Raw genomic sequence first — 18,171 nt, 5'->3', positions numbered from 1 at the left:
CCATGAGCCCAACCTCCACACCATCCGCAACCGCAAACGCATCCCTCCCACTGTGGGCCGACCCGCAGCGCCAGGCCCTGTTTGAAGCCTGGTTTGCCCGGGTACAAACCTCCCACCAGCTGGCACCGGACACCGTGCGCCTGGCGTCTGCCGATGCGAGTTTTCGCCGCTATCTGCGGGTAGACCGCCATGGCACAAACCCTTCCACCAGCCTGGTCATCATGGACGCGCCGCCGGACAAGGAGAATTGCAAACCATTTGTGCACGTGGCGCAACTGATGGCGCAAGCGGGACTCAAAGCCCCCGAGGTTCTGGCCTGGGACGAAGCCAATGGCTTCATGCTGCTGACCGACCTGGGCGCACAAACCATGATGCAGGTGATTCGCCCCAACGAGCCCCCACCGCTGAGTTTGTATCTGGAGGCGGTTGAGACCCTGATCCAGTGGCAGCTCGCCTCGCGCGAGGGCGTGTTGCCCGCCTATGACCGGCCTTTGCTGCTGCGCGAACTGGAGCTGTTTCCCGAGTGGTACATCGGCGCACACCGCCAGGTCACACTCGACGCCGCCCAGCGCAAAACACTGGACGACGCCTTTGCCACCCTGGTGACATACAACCTGTCCTGGCCCAGCGTGTATGTGCACCGCGACTTCATGCCCCGCAACCTGATGGTGGGCGCAGGCGGCGTCGCCCGGGTGCATGATGAAAAGCTCGGTGTCCTGGATTTTCAGGATGCCGTCTATGGCCCCATCACCTACGACATTGCCAGCCTGATGCGCGACGCATTCCTGAGCTGGGAAGAAGACTTTTGCCTGGACGTGACCATTCGCTATTGGCAAAAAGCCCGCAAGGCCGGCCTGCCCGTGGGCGACGACTTTGGCGAGTTTTACAAAGGCGTCGAGTGGATGGGCCTGCAGCGCCACCTCAAGGTAGCAGGTATTTTTGCCCGGTTGACCCTGCGCGACGGCAAACCCCAGTACCTGGCCGACACGCCACGCTTCATCGACTACATCCGCACCACCTGCGCGCGCTACATGGAGCTCAAACCGTTGTTGCGCCTGGTCGAAAAAGTCGAAGGCATACCAGTCCCCAACGCCTACGCGTTTGGCCGAACCTAAAAAAAACTAAGCCAAATCAGCCGCTAGCCCCCGTATTCATTGCGCAAGCAGCTCCTTATTTCATAGCAAATCACCATGCCCCGCTTCTATTGCCCCGCTCCCCTTGCCACCGGCGCGCCGCTGGACCTGCCCCCAGGCCCGGCGCGCCATGTGCAGGTGCTGCGGATGCAGCCGGGGGACACCATCACCCTGTTCAACGGCGGGCCCGATGCGGCGAACGCGGTGGGCGGCGAGTTTGACGCCACCATCACCCACATGGGACGCAGCGACGTGCAGGTACAGGTCGGCGCGCACCACTCCGTGGAGCGCGAAGCGGCCGTCGCAGTGCACCTGGCCGTGGGCATGCCCGCCAACGACCGTATGGACTGGCTGGTGGAGAAAGCCACTGAACTCGGCGTGACCAGCATCCAACCCCTGATGACCGAGCGCAGTGTGCTGCGCCTGTCAGGTGAACGCGCTGAAAAGAAAGTCGCACACTGGCAAAGCGTGGCCATTGCGTCCTGCGAGCAGTGTGGCGGCAACCGCGTGCCACGCATCCACCCCGTCGCCACCCTGAGCCACTGGCTCAAAGCACAGGCGACTGAGGCGCCCAACACCCGCCTGCTTCTGTCGCTGTGCGAAGGCTCTGGCCCGCTACACCAGCACATGGCCCACGGCGCGCACTCGCCCACCACGTTTCTGTCCGGACCCGAGGGTGGCTTGAGCGCCACCGAAGAGGCGGCCGCGGCCGAATGCGGGTTCGCACCCGTCACGCTGGGCCCGCGGGTGCTGCGCGCCGAAACGGCCGCCCTGACCGCCCTCGCACGCCTGTTGGTGTAGGGCGCTCGGTGCCGGTTGCATAGCCGACATCAGGGTTTGTACGCGTTTAAGGTGGGCCCCCAAAACGCGCGCGCATGGGCATACTACAGTGGCGTCTTTGCCCTATGGGCCCAACCCTCCGGGAGAACCCTCGTGATATCCGATTCAATGCGCAACTCGTTTCGTGCCGCTGGCCTCGGCGCCCTGATGCGGGGCGCTGGCCTGATCACCCGTTTCATTCCCATACCCCAACCCACGCTGCTGGTGGGCCCAGGCTCCAGTGCGCGCCTGGGGCAAGCCGTTGCCGGCTTTGGGCACCGCAAAATCCTCATCGTCACCGACAGCATCATCGCCAAACTCGGCTTGCTCAAAGGCCTGACCGATGCGCTGACCGCGGGCGGCGCACAGTTTGTGGTGTTTGACGAGATCACCCCCGATGCGCCGATTCCACTGATTGAAAAAGGCATTGCCTTTTACCAACGCCAGGGCTGTGATGCCATCGTGGCCTTTGGTGGTGGCTCCTCCATGGATGCATCCAAAGCCATTGCAGTGGCCGTGTCCAACCCCAAGCCTCTGCGCCAGCTGGCGGGCTATCTCAAGGGTCTGCGCGCGCCGGTCCCGATTTATGCCGTACCCACCACCGCTGGCACGGGCTCCGAGGTGACTGTGGCAGCCGTCATCTCCGACCCCGAGGCGCACAAAAAACTGGTCATCGTTGACCCGCGCATGGTGCCAAAAATGGCCGCGCTGGACCCCAGCCTCATGACCGGTCTGCCACCGCACATCACCGCCGCCACGGGCATCGATGCGCTGACGCACGCCATTGAAGCGTTTGTGGGCCACTGGGCCACACCCTATTCCGACGGCATGGCGCTATCGGCGGTAGGGCTGATTTTCGATAACCTGCGCACGGCGTACACGAACGGTAAAAACCTGGAAGCCCGCGAGAAGATGGCACTGGCCTCCACGTATGCCGGCTTCGCGTTCACCCGCGCCAATGTGGGCTATGTGCACGCAATCGCCCACCAGTTCGGGGGGCTGTACCACACGCCGCACGGACTGGCCAATGCCATCATGCTGCCGTATGTGCTGAAGTATTCCCGCCCCGCCATCACCGAACGGCTGGCTTTGCTGGCAGTCGCGGCCAAAGTGGGCAGTGACGGTGAGGCCACTGACGTACTGGCGCAAAAGTTTCTGGACGCGGTCGACCAGCTCAACCACGATCTGGGCATTCCCGCTTTTCTGGAAGCCTTGCAGGAAGCCGACATTCCTGCACTGGCCAAGGCCGCCTGCTGGGAGGCCCATACCGGCTACCCGGTGCCACGCTACATGTCCCAGGAGCAATGCGAAGACTTGATCCGCCTGGCGCTACCCCAAAAAGCCGCGCCCGCGCGCAAGCGCAAGAAAGCGGATTGAAGGTATCCGCGCGAATGAGATGCGTGCCAACGCAGAGTGGCAGCAAGCAGCCGAAACAATAAGAGGAGCAATCGAATGAAAAAAGTAGTCACCGTCACGCTGGGTTCTTCCAAACAGGATTTTGAATTCAAGACCGAATTTCTGGGCCAGCAGTTTTCCGTGCGCCGTATGGGCGCGGACCAGGATTCCGGCAAAGCCTGGGAACTGATGCGCCGCCAGCAGGCCACGGCTGACGCGATCGGCCTGGGTGAGGCCAGCGACCACTACCACGTGGGCCTGCGCTCGGTGGTCAACAAGGAAACCGAGCGCCTCACCAATGTCGTTACCCGGGTGCCGGTCACCACCGGCGCCACCTTGCGCCGCCTGCTGCAGGTGCGTGCGGTGCGCTACGTGCAAAAAGAGCTGGGCCACTATTTCAACAACAACCTGGTGCTGTTTCTGTCCGGCATGCGCAACTACGACATGGCCGTGGCCCTGTCCGACTACACCAAGAACCTGAGTTTTGCCGACGCCCTGTTTCAGACCGGCGCACCGGCCATGCTGACGTCACTGGAGCAGCTGGAGCTGTATGCCAAGGGCAGCGAATTGATGCTCACGGGCAAACGGGGCGAGATGCTGGAATCATCGCTGAGCCACTTCAAAAACCAGCGTGCGGCCAGCGTCGCCGCCAAGTCGCATGTCATCGTGGGCACGTTTGCCGAAATCAAGGCTATTGGAAGCGCCGCCACGTTGGAGGGCAAGACCCTGATCACCTCCGCCGTGGACGATGAGCGCATGGCATTTTTCACCAAGTGCAAGGTCAATCTGGTGGTGGACGTGTCCCCCAAGCTGTTCGAAAAAGTGGTGGGTATCAACACGATTGAAGCCATGATCCTGGCTGCGCTGGACAAGCCGCCACAGGAAGTGTCAGACGATGATTTTGAAGAAATTCTGGATGAACTCGACATCACACCCCGCCTGCTGCACCCCATGGGCGCATTCCGCAACATCCGGCGGTTTGCGTTTGTGATTCACCCGCTGAGCCAGGATTACATCCGCAAGGCATTCCCCATTCCCAAGGGGACGCCCAAGTTCGTCATGGACAAGGTCGAAGCGTTTGCCGCCCACATGCCGCCGATGGTCTATTGCAAGATGGACAACATCATTTCACCTACCGGCGCCGAGGCCGAGGGCTGGCTGATATCGGTAGGAGGCACGCCCAAAGAGATGCTGTCGCGCAGCCCCGAATTCACCTACCGCCGCCTGCTGCACGCCGCCAAAATTGCCGAGAAGATGGGCGCTCAAATCATGGGCCTGGGTGCCTTCACCAAAGTGGTGGGCGATGCGGGCGTGACGGTCGCCCGGCGCTCCAGCATCCCCATCACCACCGGCAACAGCTACTCGGCCTCGGGCGCATTGTGGGCGGCAGCCGATGCCATGCGCCGCATGGGCTTGGTAACCATCAACAAACACAACAAAAAGGTTGCAGCCAAGACCATGGTGATTGGCGCCTCTGGCTCTATTGGCTCGGTCAGTGCGCGGCTGCTGGCCATGTCATTCGACGAGGTCTATCTGGCGGGGCGCACCCTGAGCAAGTTGGATGAGCTCAAGGCCTCCATCCTGGCAGAGACCCCTGACGCCAAAGTCTTCACCACCATCGACTACAACTCCCTGCTTTCGGAAATGGACATGATTGTCACGTCCACTTCCGGCGCGGGCAAAGAAATTCTCGACATCATGAAGGTCAAACCCGGCTGCGTCATTACCGACGTGGCCCGCCCGCTTGACTTGCCTGCATCCGATGTGGCGAAGCGCCCCGATGTACTGGTGATCGAATCCGGCGAGATCGAGTTGCCCACCAAGGTCAAGGGAATGAAGAGCATTGGCCTGCCGCCGAACGTCATATACGCCTGCCTGGCAGAAACCATTGTGCTGGCGCTCGAAGGCCGCTTTGAGGTCTTTACCGTGGGCCGCGACACCGAGTGGGAAAAGGTCAAGGAGATCTACAAGCTCGGCCTCAAACACGGTATGAAACTCGCCGCCATCTCGGGCGTGAAGGGCGTGTATACCGATGAAGACATCGCCAAGGTGGTCGCGCTGGCCAGGAAGGCGCGCCTGACCTGGACCGGCGGAGGCACAACCAAGCCTACTAAACCGGCAACCAGGAAACCGGTAGCCGTGAAGGCAGCACCCACCAAAACCTCGGCACCCAAAGCCGCCGCAAAAAAGGCGCCTGCACGCAAGAAGGCCGCCACCGGCGCTTGAAGCGATGCAGCCCGTGCGTTGGCTGCGCGCCCACCTTCGCCAGTTGCGTGCTGCACTGGCCCCGATGCGCCAGCGTGGCCAATCGGTGGCCAACGCAGTGCTGCTGCAGTTGCCAGCCGCGGTGGCGCTGCGCGGCTGGCGTGTGGTCGCCCAGCGAGCCAACGTGGCTTGGCTGAACGGCCGACGCAACGTGGCGCGCTTCGCCGCCTTCCAGGATCAGATACCCACCAGCCCCTTGCCGCGGCTGGTGGTCATCGTGATGCCGCACACCCTGCATTTTCTGTTGCCTTGCCTGGCGCTGGTGCAAGGTCAGGCCCAACTGGTGTTGCTGGCCAATGGCGCGAAAGCCTGGGAGCGTCGGCTGCTGAACCAGCGGTTTCCCGGACTACCGCTGTTCGTGCTGGCAACGCTTCCCGCCTCCAGCACCCCGCATGGCGAATTGCTGAGTTTTTTGCTGACCCACCACCGCAGTGACTTTGGAGTCATCGACCACGATGCCTATGTTTTCGATCCCACGCTGCTGCTGCGCTTGCGCGCGACCCGCGACGAATGCATGGTCGGCGTATTCCCGCAGAGCAGCCAGCGCACCGGCCTGACCTATCCGCTGACCCATCTGCTCTACTTCAACACAGAGGCGCTGCGCACGCTGATGCAGAACTGGCGCATCGATGCCCGCCAGTACCGTAGTGCACCGCCCCAGGTGGCCGCGCCACTGGCCCGCATGGGGCTCGGCCCGCGCAGCTACCTGAAGGACTACCACGCGTTCTTTGACACGCTGCATGTGCTGTTGGCGGTGGGCCTGGCAGAGGGCCTGAAGCTGCGCTTCGAGCCACAAAAGGAGAATGCGCCGGTGATGCATGTGGGTGGCACCAGCATCGGCACCCATCACACCAAGAACCTGTTCGCGCTGTACATCCATCTGCGCTTTCTCGAACTGCTGGACGACCCCGAAATCACCGCGCGCTACGCCTTCATGGTGAGGCCCCTTCAACATTCTGCCGACGCGCTGCAACGACATGACCCCGCTGACCCGTCTTGGCAAATGCTGCCAGCCGTGGAGGAGCTGATGCAGCGCCTGCAGGAAGCCGGAGTTGCGCATGAGCGGCCCATTAAACTGCGGGCATGAACCGTAACCTTTGGCTGCTCGCCCTGTGTCAGGGCCTTTTCCTCACCAACAACGTCACCTTTATCGCCATCAACGGATTGGTAGGGCTGAGTCTTGCTCCCTTTGGCTGGATGTCTACCCTGCCCGTGATGGGCTATGTGGTGGGTGGCGCATTGAGCACGCCGCTGGTGGCGCGCACCCAGTCGCTTTTTGGGCGGCGTACCTCGTTTCAGATCGGGCTGGCCGTTGCCCTTGTCTCGGCTTGCGTGGGCGCCTGGGCAGTAGCTAGCCACAACTTCTGGCTGCTGGTGGGTGCCACGGTGGTGGCTGGCTATTACAGCGCCAACGGGCAGCTCTATCGCTTTGCCGCCGCGGAACTGGCACTGCCTGCTTTCCGCGAAAAAGCCGTATCACTGGTGCTGGCGGGTGGGCTGATTGGCGCCATTGCCGGACCCAATCTGGCCGCCCAGTCGCGCGGGCTGATGGCGACGCCCTTTGCCGGCGCCTATGTCGCGCTAGCCGCCGTGGCACTGGTGGCCATGGTGCTGATGGCCTTCATCCAGTTTCCCGCGCAGCCCGTGCAACACAAGAGCGGCAACACCGGGCGACCCTTGTCGCACATCATGCGCCAGCCGGTCTTCATGGTCGCCTGCGCCAGCGCGGCGCTGGGCTATGGCGTGATGAACCTGTTGATGGCTGCCACACCCCTGGCCATGCAACAGTGCGGGTTGTCTTTTGACGACGCAGCCTTCGTTTTGGAGTGGCATGTGATTGGCATGTTTGCGCCGGGGTTTTTCACCGGCAACCTCATCAAACGCTTTGGCACTTTGCCGATCATGGGGGTGGGTGTCTTGCTCAACCTCGCCTGTATCGCTATTGCGCTGACCGGAGTGGAATTGCACCAGTTTGCGATCGCGCTGTTTCTGCTGGGCGTAGGGTGGAATTTCCTGTTCACGGGCAGCACCACCCTGTCTCTGGGCGCCTACCGACCCGAGGAAAAAGACCGCGCACAGGCCGCCATCAATTTTTGTGTGTTTGCGGTCATGGCACTGACCTCGTTTGCATCCGGTGCCCTGGTCACCACCCGGGGTTGGTCGATGCTGAATTGGGGCTCATTGGTCCCGGTCGCTCTGACCGCTCTTGCCTTGGGCTGGCTGGCCATGAATCAGCGCGCCAAGCGCTCGTAGCTCAGAATTTCTGGTCCAGCCACCGCTTGAGGGTGGCAAACACCGGCTCGGCGTCGCGCTCATTGAATATCTCGTGGTACAGCGCCCCGAAACACACGGCAGTCACCACTTCTTTAGGGGCTGCAGCGGCAAAACTGCGGCTGCCCTGTGGGTTGAGCAAGCGGTCGTCCCCCGCGTACATCAGCAGGGTCGGCACCTTCCATTGGCTGGCCAATGCCACGGTCTGAGGCCCTGCTGTGGCAATGAATCGGGCCAATCGGGCCGAGATACGGTCGTGCACCAAGCGGTCATTGCGGTAGGCGGCAACCACCGCCGGATCGTGCGAAATGAACTGCGGCTTGACGCCATTTCCTACTCGCAAATTCGGGGCAAATTTGGGCAACACGGCCACCAAAAACTTCTGGAACGCGCTCAAACCCGGGTCCAGCGCCGGCGAGGACATGATGAGGCCGTCCACCGGACGCATGCCCAGGGACACAAACCGGCCCACCACCAGGCCGCCCATGCTGTGACCCAGCAGAATCACCGGTATCTTCTTGTCCACACGGGCCCGGATACCGTCCACGATGTCCGCCAGATCATCAAGCAGGCGCGTATCGGATGGCAGGCTGCCACGATCACCACCCGACTCGCCGTGGCCACACTGGTCATAGCCCCGCACCGCAAAACCCCATTGATTGAGTTGCTCGGCTACATCGTTGTAGCGTCCGGCATGTTCGCCCAGGCCGTGCACCAGAATCACGACACCCCGCATCGCAGCGCCCTCTTCAAGCGGCCAATCATGGATGACGATGTTGTCGCCATCGTTGGCGGTAAAAATGGAGAGTCTGGCTTCAGAAGTCATGAAAACAAGGTCCTGATTTCAGGGGAAACGGGAAATGACCTGCGCCACAGCGGCCGTCAGCTTCTTCGCATACGGAACATGCAAAAACTCGTTAGGACCGTGGGCATTGCTTTTGGGCCCGAGCACCCCACACACCATCATCTGCGCCGCCGGGAAACCCCGGGAGAGCATATTCATCAGGGGAATGGTTCCGCCCTGACCGATGTAACCACAGGGTGCGCCAAAGTGCGCCTGCGACGCTTCATTCAGGGCGGCCTCAAACCAGGGTGCGGTGTCGGGGGCATTCCACCCGGTCGCGCCGGCAGCGCCTTCAAACGTGACGCGGGCCTGGTAGGGTGCGTTGTCCTCGAGCAGGGCCTTGAGTTGCTGCACCGCCACGTCGGCTTCCACCAAGGGAGGCAGGCGCAAGCTGAGCTTGAACGCGGTGTACGGCCGAAGCACATTGCCCGCATTCCTGAGCTCGGGGAAACCATCCGCTCCGGTCACGCTCAAGGTCGGCATCCAGGTTCGGTTGAGCAAGGCCTGCAAGGGGTCCGTCGTGGTCGGCAAGGCGAATGCGGTGGAGCCCCCGCAATCGTAGTGCGCCCAGGGAAAGCGCTTGTAAATTTCGTCGCCCAGAATGTCGGCGGTGGCCTGCGACTGGCGCATCCGGTCCGGCGGCACGTCGCAATAAAAGCTGGCTGGCAGAAGGCGGCCGGTAGCACTGTCTTCCAGGCGGTCCAGCACCTGGCGCATGATGCGAAAGCTCGATGGCACCAGTCCGCTGGCGTCACCCGAGTGCACGCCTTCGGTCAGAACTTCAACCTTCAGCACGCCACTGGCCATGCCACGCAAGCTGCTGGTGATCCACAGCTGGTCGTAGTTGCCCGCGCCCGAGTCCAGACACACCACCAGCGCCACCTCACCCAAGCGGGTTTTCAGCACGTCGATGTACGGCATCAAGTCGTAAGAGCCGCTTTCTTCGCAGGTCTCGATCAGGCCGACGATGCGCGGGTGGGGTGCGTTCTGGGTTTTGAGTGCCTGAATGGCGGCGATGGCGGCGTAAGCCGCGTAGCCATCATCGGCGCCCCCACGGCCATACAGGCGGCCGTCTTCCATGTGAGGCGTCCAGGGACCCAGATCGTTGCGCCAGCCGGAAAACTCGGGCTGCTTGTCCAGGTGCCCATACATCAACACGGTTTGGGTGGACTGGGGCTTGGTAGCGGCCACTTCAAAGAACAGCACGGGCGTGCGTCCGGGTAGTCGAACAATTTCCAGCGTCAGGCCGCTGACTTTTTGCGCCTCGATCCACGCCGCGGTGTTGCGCACCACGGTGTCGATGTAACCGTTGGCAGCCCAGTCGGTATCGAACAGGGGGGACTTGGCGGGGATGCGGATGTAGTCCTCCAGCTGGGGGACGATCTGGTCATCCCACAGCTGGCTGACCTGGCTCAGGATGTGTGCTTCGTTCAGCACGGAAGGGGGTATACGGTCATTCACGTGGGGCTCCTTTACGCCACGATCGCGTCACGGTCACGTCACGATGGCGGGCATTCCAGCATCATGCCACGCCAGGAACCCGCCGTCAGCACCCGTGCTGCATCCAGGCCAACCCCTGCCGGATGCGTCACACGCCTGACACGCAGATGGTTTGCAATGCCGACATCCTTTGACCACCGGAGCATCTTCATGGATCGTCGCAATTTTCTCAGCACCACCTCCATTTTGGGCAGCGCAGCCATGGTGGCTCCCGCCATCGCACTGGCCCAAACCGCCCCCGCCCTCATCACCCGCGACGCCATGCGTCCGCAAATGGCCCATGGCATCCAGAGCGGCGACCCCCAAGCCGATGGCGCCCTCATCTGGACCCGCAGCGACCGCCCGGCACGCCTCTGGGTCGAGTGGGCCACCACCGCCAGCTTTGCCAACGCCACCCGCGTGCGTGGCCCGTATCTGATGGAAGACACCGACTACACCGGACGCCTCGATCTTGCCGGCCTGCCCGCCGGGCAGGAAATTTTTTACCGCGTCGTACTGCAGGACCTGCACAACGAACGTGTGCTGTCCGAAGCCATGCAGGGGCACCTGCGCCTGCCCGCGTCCATCGGATCCAAAGCGCTGCGCGATGTGCGCTTTGCCTGGAGCGGCGACACTGCGGGGCAAGGCTGGGGCATCAACGAAGCCTGGGGTGGCATGAAGATTTATGAGCGGATCCGCAAGGTCAACCCGGACTTCTTTCTGCACTGCGGCGACACCATTTACGCCGACGGCCCGATCACAGCACAGGTCAAGCTGGCTGACGGCACCCTCTGGAACAACCTGGTGACCGAAGAAGTAAGCAAAGTGGCCGAGACCCTCAACGAATACCGCGGGCGCTATCGCTACAACCTGATGGATGCCAACGTGCGCCGCATGGGTGCCGACGTGCCCCAGATCTGGCAATGGGACGACCATGAAGTGAGCAACAACTGGTCCGATTCCAAGGACGTCAGCGGTGACAAGCGTTACACCGAGAAGAACGTACCCCTGCTGGTGGCGCGTGCCACCAAGGCATTCCACGAATATGCCCCGCTGCGCCGCACGGCCGATGTAGAAAGCGAGCGGGTGTACCGCCACCTGCCGCAGGGCCCGCTACTGGACATGTTCGTGGTGGACATGCGCAGCTACCGCGGCCCCAACTCCGCCAATCTGCAGACCGCCGAGACTTCGGAGAGCGCCTTCATGGGCCGCCCGCAGATTGCCTGGCTGCTGGATGGCCTCAAGCGTTCCAAAGCGGTCTGGAAAGTCATCGCCGCCGACATGCCCATTGGCCTGCACGTGGCCGACGGCAAAGATGCCGAAGGACGCGACAAATGGGAAGCCGTTGCCAATGGCAACGATGGCCCTCCGCTGGGACGTGAAATTGAAATTTCCCGCTTGTTGCGGGAAATCAAACGCGCGGGCATCCAGAACGTCGTGTGGCTGACGGCCGATGTGCACTACACCGCTGCCCACTACTTCGACCCGGCACACGCGCAATTCAGCGACTTCAATCCGTTCTGGGAATTTGTGTCCGGCCCCTTGAATGCCGGCAGCTTCGGACCCAACAAAACCGATGCCACCTTTGGCATGCAGGTCGTGTACCAAAAAGCCCCGCAAGAGCAAAACACCGCGCCCACTGCAGGTCTGCAGTTCTTTGGCCAGGTGGACATTGATGCCAGGACCCACGCCATGACGGTCACCTTGAAGGACTTGACCGGGGCATCGCTCTACGCCAAGACGCTGGCGCCACACCGGGCGTAAAGGGGCATATGGAGGCACAAAGGGGCGAGGGGGGGCGAGGGACGCGGGAACACCGAAAAAAGGTTGATAAAGTGGCGCCATTCACCACTTCACTTTCAACTCTCCGGACTTCGCCATGACCCACTCGCTCCCCAGCCGCCTGCGGCGCACCCTCAGCGCCACCCTTTCCACGGGCACCCTTTTTGCCCTTTCCGCCCTGTGCCTTGGCAGCCTGGCCCAGGCACAAACCGGCGCCATCAAACTGATGGTGGGTTTTCCTCCTGGCGGTGGAACCGACGCGATTGCCCGCACGCTGGCCGACAAGCTCAAGGACCAGTTGGGAATGCCCGTCATTGTGGACAACAAGGCCGGGGCGGGTGGCCAGATTGCGGCGCAGACGCTCAAGGCGGCCCCCGCGGACGGCACCACGCTGTTTCTGTCGCACGACCACACCATCTCGATCCTGCCGCTGGTGGTGAAGAACCCGGGCTTTGATCCGGCGCGTGACTTTGTCGCGGTGGGTGGTTTTGCCACCTTCGTGAATGCGCTGGCGTTATCGGGCGGCACGCCGGCCAAATCCATGAACGAGTACGTGGGCTGGGTGCGCACCCAGGGCGCAGGCAAAGGCACGGTCGGCGTGCCCGCGCCGGCCTCGGTGCCCGAATTTCTGGTCAAGGTGATTGGCGAGAAATATAAGCTGGACCTACAATCCGCACCCTACCGCGGCAGCGCCCCGATGATGGGCGACATGCTGGGCAACCAGATTGCCGCAGGCACCGGCTCCATTCCCGACTTCATCGAGAACCACAAGGCCGGAAAAATCCGTGTTGTGGCCGTCATGGGCAAAACACGCCAGGCTTTGCTGCCCGAGGTACCCACGTTTGCGGAACTGGGTCTGCCCGGGTTTGAAGACCTGCCCTACTACGGCATCTTCGCCCCGGCGGGCACGCCACAAGCCACCATTGACCGCATCTCCGGGGCTCTGGCCAAGGTGGTGGCGCTGCCGGAGGTGCATGACCGCCTGACCGCCATGGGCCTGACCGTGGGCTACATGACACCCCAGCAACTCACGGCACGCGAACAGGCCTACAGCCATACCTGGGCACGCATCATCAAATCCAGCGGCTTTGTGCCCCAATAACGGGACCCGGCTACGCCCAGCCCAGCAACCGGGCGCCCAGACCCGCCAGCGCGCACGCCGCAATGACGGGTATCACGTCCTGCTTGTAGCGCAGCAGTGAAAGGGCTGCGGCTGCAGCAATCGCTAGCGCCACCCAGTCCAGTTGGGAAACAAATGGGCCGGTAGTCCCCGTCCGAATTGCGATATGCGCTATAAAAAACAGAGCAAGACTGGCGACCACACCCACCACGGCGGCAGTGATGGCCGTCAGCGGCGCGGTAAATTGCAGCTTGCCGTGCGTCGACTCCACCAGCGGCCCACCCGCCAGAATGAACACGAATGAGGGCAAAAAGGTGAACCAGGTCACCACGGTAGCCGCCAGCGCCGCACCCAAAAACAGCGCCTCCGGCCCCAGCACCTGCTTGGTCCAGCCGCCGACAAAGCCCACGAACGCCACCACCATGATCAGTGGGCCGGGCGTGGTTTCGCCCAGCGCCAGGCCATCGATCATCTGCAAGCCGGTGAGCCACTGAAACTGCTCCACCGCGCCCTGGTACACATAGGGCAACACGGCGTAGGCACCACCAAAGGTCAGCAATGCGGCCTTGGTGAAAAACCAGCCCATCTGCGTGAGCGCGCCGTGCCAGCCTTGCCAAGCGACCAACAGCCCCATAGGCAGCAGCCACAGCGCCAAGCCGATGGCCAGCACGGTGGCCAGGCGGGACGGTTTGAAACGGGCATGTTCGGGCGTGGGCGTGTAGTCGCCAATCACCCAGTCGCGCTCGCCGGGGGCCAGCGCAAGGGTCTTGGCGGCACCATGGCCCGCAGCGCCCGAAAATTGGGCAGGCACCCACTTCGACCCCAACCAGCCCACGATTGCCGCGCACAACACAATCCATGGAAATGGTACGTCAAACGCATAAATTGCTATGAAACTCATAGCTGCAACCGCCCACAATACGGGGGCTACCGCAGGTTTCTTCAATGTTTTTGAGCCGATGCGGTGCACTGCCTGCAACACAATCGCAGCCACAGCAGGCTTGATGCCGTAGAGCAGCCCGGCCACCCACGGCACGTTGCCAAAGGCCACATAAATCCAGCTTAGGGCAATCAGAATGAACAAGGACGGCAACACAAACAAAACCCCCGCCACGATGCCGCCCCGTGTACGGTGCATCAGCCAGCCGATGAAGGTGGCCAGCTGCTGCGCCTCGGGGCCCGGCAGCAGCATGCAGTAGTTCAACGCGTGCAGAAAACGCGCCTCGGAGATCCAGCGTTTTTGCTCCACCAGCTCGCGGTGCATGATGGCAATTTGGCCCGCCGGGCCGCCAAAGCTGATGAAGCCCAGCTTGAGCCAGAACCGGAAGGCATCCCGAAAAGCAACGGGTTCTGCGGAGGGTTGTGTGCTCATGCGGGCTTCCAGTTATGGGGTTCGTCCTGACCGGCCACGGCATCACGGCACCAGGTGTAGAGCGCGTCATAGACGGGCATCATGGCATCCAGCATGGCGTGGTCATCGGCATGGCTGCGCGACATGCCCAATGACAGCGCCAACAAACCCGCCGCCTGCGGCGCGAGCTGCAGCTGGTCGGTGTCCGCACCGCGCACGATGTGCGCCAGCCGGGCCAACGCGGCGTCCCCACCAAGTCGGTAGATTTTGATGAAGGCATCCAAGCTGCACAGCGCGCCGTCGTGGGTAAATGGTGTATCGGCCACTGCTGCATTCACGTCATACGCGGTGGCCTGTTCCGCCGCGGCAACGGCCTGAACATGCGCGGCCGGTACATACAGAAACTGCGCATTCGCATCCACGAAGCGGCGGACCAGCCAGGGGCAGGCTATGCGGTCAATCTTGGGTCGTTCGCGGGTGACCCAGCGGGTGGCACTGTCCGCTGCCTTGGCGAACACCGGCAGACCCTGCTCCCGCCAATTCTCGATGCCACCCTCCAGGAATTGCGCGTGGATGCCGTGCTGGCGCAAGGCAGCCGCAGTGTTTTGCGAAACCTCGTGCCCGTGCACGCAAGCCACCAGCACGGTGCGTGCAGTCGGCAAAGTGAGCGCCCAGTGCTCCACCCGTTGGGGGTCGCGCCGCAACGCGCCAGGCAGCGCGTAGGTCGATGCCAGAAAGGCTTCATTCTTGCGCACGTCAATGACCAGCGCCGGCGCATCGGATTGCAGTTGTTCGGACAATTCGGCAGGCGACCAGCCGAAAGGCAAAGGCGACAGTGAAGTGAAAACGGCAGACGGTTTTGTGGTGTCCATGATGAGTCCATTGAAGGTTGCAGCCATTGGACGGGACACCGTCTTGGAGCCCTGTTGGGCCCGATGCCGGGGAGCTGACACCCCGACGGCCGCAATGTAGCACGACCTACACGCCCCCGCCACCGGGCGACATGCAAACGGGCGTTAGCGTGTCAACTGGAAAACCGATGTTCCCGCCAGCAGGTTCGGTGCAAAGCGCACCACCTTGCCGTTTTGCAGACCAAAGCTGTCTTGCACCTGCAGCCCGGTGCGTTCGGCCAGTGCCGCCAGATCGGCATGGGTGCCCACGCGGATGTTGGGCGTGTCATACCACTGGTAAGGCAGGCGGCGCGTGACCGGCATGCGCCCGCGCAGCACGCTCAGGCGGTTGGGCCAGTGGGCAAAGTTGGGGAAGGCAACAATGCCCACGCGGCCCACGCGCGCCGTCTCGCGCAGCATGACTTCGGCGTTGCGCAGGTGCTGCAGTGTGTCGATCTGCAGCACCACATCAAAGCTGGCGTCATCGAACATGGCCAAGCCTTCGTCGAGGTTGAGCTGGATGACGTTGACACCGCGCTGCACACACGCCAGCACATTGGCATCGGCAATCTCCACACCATAGCCGGTGCAGCCGCGCGTTTGCTGCAGGTAGGCCAGCATGGCGCCGTCGCCACACCCCAGGTCCAGTACCCGCGAGCCTGGGGGCACCAACCGGGCCAACGCTTCCATCGTGCTGATGTCGGTCATGCGGCGGCCTCCATGGATTTGGAAATGCTATCAAAATAGGAGCGCACTACGCCCATGTAACGGGGGTCATCGAGCAAAAATGCATCGTGTCCGTGCGGCGCATCGATCTCGGCGTAACTGACGTCGCGCTTGTTGTCCAGCAAGGCCTTGACGATTTCGCGGCTGCGCTTGGGTGCAAAGCGCCAGTCGGTGGTGAAGCTCACCAGCAAGAACTTGCAGGTCGCCCGGGCCAGCGACTGACTCAGGTCACCACCAAAGGCGCGGGCCGGGTCAAAGTAATCCAGCGCGCGGGTAATCAGCAGGTAGGTGTTGGCGTCAAAGTATTCGGCGAACTTGTCGCCCTGGTAGCGCAAGTAACTCTCGATCTGGAACTCCACGTCCTGCGTGGAATACCGGTAACCGGTGGCGCTCTCCAGAACGGCCTCGCGCAGCTGTCGTCCAAACTTTTCGTTCATCACGTCATCACTCAAATACGTGATGTGGCCAATCATGCGGGCGATGCGCAGACCACGTTTGGGCACCGTGCCAAATTCGTAAAAATGTCCGCCATGAAAATCGGGGTCAGTCACGATGGCGCGGCGTGCCACTTCGTTGAAAGCAATGTTTTCAGCGGTCAGGTTGGGCGCGCTGGCGACCACCACGGCATGGCGCACCCGCGCGGGATATTGCAGCGTCCAACTCAGGGCCTGCATGCCGCCCAGCGACCCACCCAGCACGGCCGCCAGCGTCTGGATGCCGAGCGCGTCCAGCAAACGGGCTTGGGCGTCCACCCAGTCTTCCACGGTAACCACCGGAAAATCCGCGCCATAGACCCGTCCGCTGCCCGCGGGCGCATCCGGATTGGGGTGCATGGGGCCGGTGGAGCCAAAGCAGGAGCCCAAGTTGTTGACGCCAATCACGAAGAAGCGGTCGGTGTCGACGGGCTTGCCGGTCCCGATCATGTTGTCCCACCAGCCTTCGGATTTGTCCTGCCCCGCATAAACACCCGCCACGTGGTGCGATGCATTCAGGGCATGGCAGACCAGCACAGCATTGGAGCGATCCGCATTGAGCGTGCCGTAGGTCTCAAAACTGAGCGAATAGTCGCGCAACGATGCGCCGCTTTGCAAAGGCAAAGGGGCGTCGAAGTGCATGGACTGCGGTGTTGCGATCAATGGCATGGTCAACGGAATTCCCAACTCAAACCCAATAAAAAACCCGGCGTCGCTAAAAAACGAGGCCGGGTGCTGGTGTCGGTCCGTCTTTAGCTGTATTTATAAAGCGCCCGCAAGCTGGAGCAAATTGGCGCTGCCAGAAGTATAGCAACGCCATTACTTTTGGCCCAATCAGGACTGCGGCCACAGCGCGACAACACCCAGCACCGCAAAAATAGCGGCCGAGACCACATGCACCACCCGAAGCGGCACCAGCTTGGTGATCTTGTCGCCTAGCCAGACCACTGGCGCATTGGCCAGCATCATGCCCAGCGTGGTGCCTGCTACAACCCAACCCCAAGCGTGGTACTGCGCTGCCAGCATGACGGTGGCAATCTGGGTCTTGTCGCCCATCTCCGCCAGGAAGAACGCAATGACGGTGGTGCCGAACACGCCAAAACGCGGGGTTCCCGAGGCCTCTTCGTCGTCCATCTTGTCGGGAATCAGCATCCACGCGGCCATGGCAAGGAATGAGGCGCCCAACACCCAACGCAGCACATCCGGGCCCATTACCGTGGTTACCCAGGCGCCCGCGGCACCGGCAAGAGCATGGTTGGCAATGGTGGCCACCAGAATGCCGAGAACAATGGGCCAGGGCTTGCGAAAGCGCGCCGCCAGAATGAGGGCAAGGAGTTGGGTTTTGTCGCCCATCTCTGCCAGAGCGACGATACCGGTTGATACGAGGAATGCTTCCATGAAAATCTCCGGCCGGGGACAAACCAATGACTGCACGACACCCCCGGCCTGAATCGGAGGCGTGCAGCCAAAGGTCTCGCCAAGATTCACGTTCGTGAACCCTGCTTGCGCCATGTTGGTCACGCAGTGACAAAACAAGTCTGTTGACGCAAGCCCCTCTCAATGAAGAAGGGCGGCTACTCCCCAATGACAACTTGCATTGTACGTTGACCCCACGAAGGGCGT

General features: G+C 62.2%; 16 protein-coding genes and 1 riboswitch. Of the genes, 8 read left to right on the top strand and 8 right to left on the bottom strand.

Annotated features, from left to right (window positions below):
- Positions 1 to 2 precede the first annotated feature (2 nt).
- The 6 genes from AC097W_RS08155 to AC097W_RS08130 all read left to right on the top strand — a co-directional run bounded on the left by AC097W_RS08155 (position 3) and on the right by AC097W_RS08130 (position 7,865).
- A complete protein-coding gene (locus AC097W_RS08155) occupies positions 3 to 1,115 on the top strand; it encodes an aminoglycoside phosphotransferase family protein (protein ID WP_479601990.1) in 1,113 nt (370 codons plus the stop codon).
- 75 nt (positions 1,116 to 1,190) lie between these two features.
- On the top strand, positions 1,191 to 1,934 hold the full coding sequence (locus tag AC097W_RS08150) for a 16S rRNA (uracil(1498)-N(3))-methyltransferase (protein ID WP_479601989.1): 744 nt from the start codon (positions 1,191 to 1,193) through the stop codon (positions 1,932 to 1,934).
- A 132-nt stretch (positions 1,935 to 2,066) separates the two neighbouring features.
- On the top strand, positions 2,067 to 3,329 hold the full coding sequence (locus AC097W_RS08145) for an iron-containing alcohol dehydrogenase (RefSeq protein ID WP_479601988.1): 1,263 nt from the start codon (positions 2,067 to 2,069) through the stop codon (positions 3,327 to 3,329).
- Positions 3,330 to 3,404: 75 nt separating this feature from the next.
- On the top strand, positions 3,405 to 5,573 hold the full coding sequence (locus AC097W_RS08140) for a saccharopine dehydrogenase NADP-binding domain-containing protein (protein ID WP_479601987.1): 2,169 nt from the start codon (positions 3,405 to 3,407) through the stop codon (positions 5,571 to 5,573).
- A 13-nt stretch (positions 5,574 to 5,586) separates the two neighbouring features.
- On the top strand, positions 5,587 to 6,699 hold the full coding sequence (locus tag AC097W_RS08135; RefSeq protein WP_479601986.1) for a hypothetical protein: 1,113 nt from the start codon (positions 5,587 to 5,589) through the stop codon (positions 6,697 to 6,699).
- Positions 6,696 to 7,865, top strand: coding sequence for an MFS transporter (locus tag AC097W_RS08130; protein ID WP_479601985.1), 1,170 nt, complete (start codon positions 6,696 to 6,698; stop codon positions 7,863 to 7,865). Before AC097W_RS08135 ends, AC097W_RS08130 begins: the two co-directional genes overlap by 4 nt.
- A gap of 1 nt (position 7,866) precedes the next feature.
- Here AC097W_RS08130 and AC097W_RS08125 read toward each other — a convergent pair whose 3' ends face one another.
- From AC097W_RS08125 to AC097W_RS08115, 3 genes are read right to left on the bottom strand one after another with little or no spacing between them, the layout of a single operon-like run.
- Positions 7,867 to 8,709 (bottom strand): lysophospholipase, encoded by an 843-nt coding sequence (locus tag AC097W_RS08125; protein WP_479601984.1) that lies wholly within the window; start codon positions 8,707 to 8,709, stop codon positions 7,867 to 7,869.
- An 18-nt stretch (positions 8,710 to 8,727) separates the two neighbouring features.
- Entirely contained in the window at positions 8,728 to 10,188 is a 1,461-nt protein-coding gene (locus AC097W_RS08120; protein WP_479601983.1) for a M20/M25/M40 family metallo-hydrolase, read from the bottom strand.
- 38 nt (positions 10,189 to 10,226) lie between these two features.
- Positions 10,227 to 10,379, bottom strand: a complete 153-nt coding sequence (locus tag AC097W_RS08115; protein WP_479601982.1) for a hypothetical protein — start codon at positions 10,377 to 10,379, stop codon at positions 10,227 to 10,229.
- On the opposite strand from AC097W_RS08115, the gene AC097W_RS08110 reads away from it, so the two are divergent.
- Entirely contained in the window at positions 10,378 to 11,970 is a 1,593-nt protein-coding gene (locus tag AC097W_RS08110; protein WP_479601981.1) for an alkaline phosphatase D family protein, read from the top strand. The genes AC097W_RS08115 and AC097W_RS08110 overlap by 2 nt on opposite strands.
- 115 nt (positions 11,971 to 12,085) lie before the next feature.
- A complete protein-coding gene (locus AC097W_RS08105) occupies positions 12,086 to 13,090 on the top strand; it encodes a Bug family tripartite tricarboxylate transporter substrate binding protein (protein ID WP_479601980.1) in 1,005 nt (334 codons plus the stop codon).
- A gap of 10 nt (positions 13,091 to 13,100) precedes the next feature.
- On the opposite strand, the gene chrA is transcribed toward AC097W_RS08105, so the two are convergent.
- The 5 genes from chrA to AC097W_RS08080 form a co-directional block, all read right to left on the bottom strand.
- Entirely contained in the window at positions 13,101 to 14,480 is a 1,380-nt protein-coding gene (chrA, locus tag AC097W_RS08100) for a chromate efflux transporter (protein WP_479601979.1), read from the bottom strand.
- Positions 14,477 to 15,331 (bottom strand): chromate resistance protein ChrB domain-containing protein, encoded by an 855-nt coding sequence (locus AC097W_RS08095; RefSeq protein WP_479601978.1) that lies wholly within the window; start codon positions 15,329 to 15,331, stop codon positions 14,477 to 14,479. The genes chrA and AC097W_RS08095 overlap by 4 nt, the downstream gene beginning before the upstream one ends.
- A gap of 144 nt (positions 15,332 to 15,475) precedes the next feature.
- Positions 15,476 to 16,057, bottom strand: a complete 582-nt coding sequence (gene metW, locus AC097W_RS08090; RefSeq protein WP_479601977.1) for a methionine biosynthesis protein MetW — start codon at positions 16,055 to 16,057, stop codon at positions 15,476 to 15,478.
- Positions 16,054 to 17,217 (bottom strand): homoserine O-succinyltransferase MetX, encoded by a 1,164-nt coding sequence (metX, locus tag AC097W_RS08085; RefSeq protein WP_479601976.1) that lies wholly within the window; start codon positions 17,215 to 17,217, stop codon positions 16,054 to 16,056. Before metX ends, metW begins: the two co-directional genes overlap by 4 nt.
- Positions 17,218 to 17,382: 165 nt before the next feature.
- Positions 17,383 to 17,946 carry a TMEM165/GDT1 family protein gene (locus AC097W_RS08080; RefSeq protein WP_479601975.1) on the bottom strand — a complete coding sequence of 188 codons (564 nt, stop codon included), beginning with the start codon at positions 17,944 to 17,946 and terminating at the stop codon, positions 17,383 to 17,385.
- A gap of 1 nt (position 17,947) precedes the next feature.
- A riboswitch (yybP-ykoY riboswitch) is annotated at positions 17,948 to 18,143 on the bottom strand.
- Positions 18,144 to 18,171 lie beyond the last annotated feature (28 nt).

The organism is Rhodoferax sp. GT1R46, from assembly GCF_056521285.1.
Note: the sequence above shows the minus strand (reverse complement) of the source record. Positions and strands in the feature narration are given on the sequence as shown.

What these genes read in the sequence shown, in the direction of transcription:
- metX (WP_479601976.1), bottom strand. Translation starts at nt 17,217, where the DNA reads ATGCCATTGATCGCAACACCGCAGTCCATGCACTTCGACGCCCCTTTG.
- AC097W_RS08115 (WP_479601982.1), bottom strand. Translation starts at nt 10,379, where the DNA reads ATGAAGATGCTCCGGTGGTCAAAGGATGTCGGCATTGCAAACCATCTG.
- AC097W_RS08095 (WP_479601978.1), bottom strand. Translation starts at nt 15,331, where the DNA reads ATGGACACCACAAAACCGTCTGCCGTTTTCACTTCACTGTCGCCTTTG.
- metW (WP_479601977.1), bottom strand. Translation starts at nt 16,057, where the DNA reads ATGACCGACATCAGCACGATGGAAGCGTTGGCCCGGTTGGTGCCCCCA.
- AC097W_RS08125 (WP_479601984.1), bottom strand. Translation starts at nt 8,709, where the DNA reads ATGACTTCTGAAGCCAGACTCTCCATTTTTACCGCCAACGATGGCGAC.
- AC097W_RS08110 (WP_479601981.1), top strand. Translation starts at nt 10,378, where the DNA reads ATGGATCGTCGCAATTTTCTCAGCACCACCTCCATTTTGGGCAGCGCA.
- AC097W_RS08150 (WP_479601989.1), top strand. Translation starts at nt 1,191, where the DNA reads ATGCCCCGCTTCTATTGCCCCGCTCCCCTTGCCACCGGCGCGCCGCTG.
- AC097W_RS08130 (WP_479601985.1), top strand. Translation starts at nt 6,696, where the DNA reads ATGAACCGTAACCTTTGGCTGCTCGCCCTGTGTCAGGGCCTTTTCCTC.
- chrA (WP_479601979.1), bottom strand. Translation starts at nt 14,480, where the DNA reads ATGAGCACACAACCCTCCGCAGAACCCGTTGCTTTTCGGGATGCCTTC.
- AC097W_RS08155 (WP_479601990.1), top strand. Translation starts at nt 3, where the DNA reads ATGAGCCCAACCTCCACACCATCCGCAACCGCAAACGCATCCCTCCCA.
- AC097W_RS08140 (WP_479601987.1), top strand. Translation starts at nt 3,405, where the DNA reads ATGAAAAAAGTAGTCACCGTCACGCTGGGTTCTTCCAAACAGGATTTT.
- AC097W_RS08105 (WP_479601980.1), top strand. Translation starts at nt 12,086, where the DNA reads ATGACCCACTCGCTCCCCAGCCGCCTGCGGCGCACCCTCAGCGCCACC.
- AC097W_RS08080 (WP_479601975.1), bottom strand. Translation starts at nt 17,946, where the DNA reads ATGGAAGCATTCCTCGTATCAACCGGTATCGTCGCTCTGGCAGAGATG.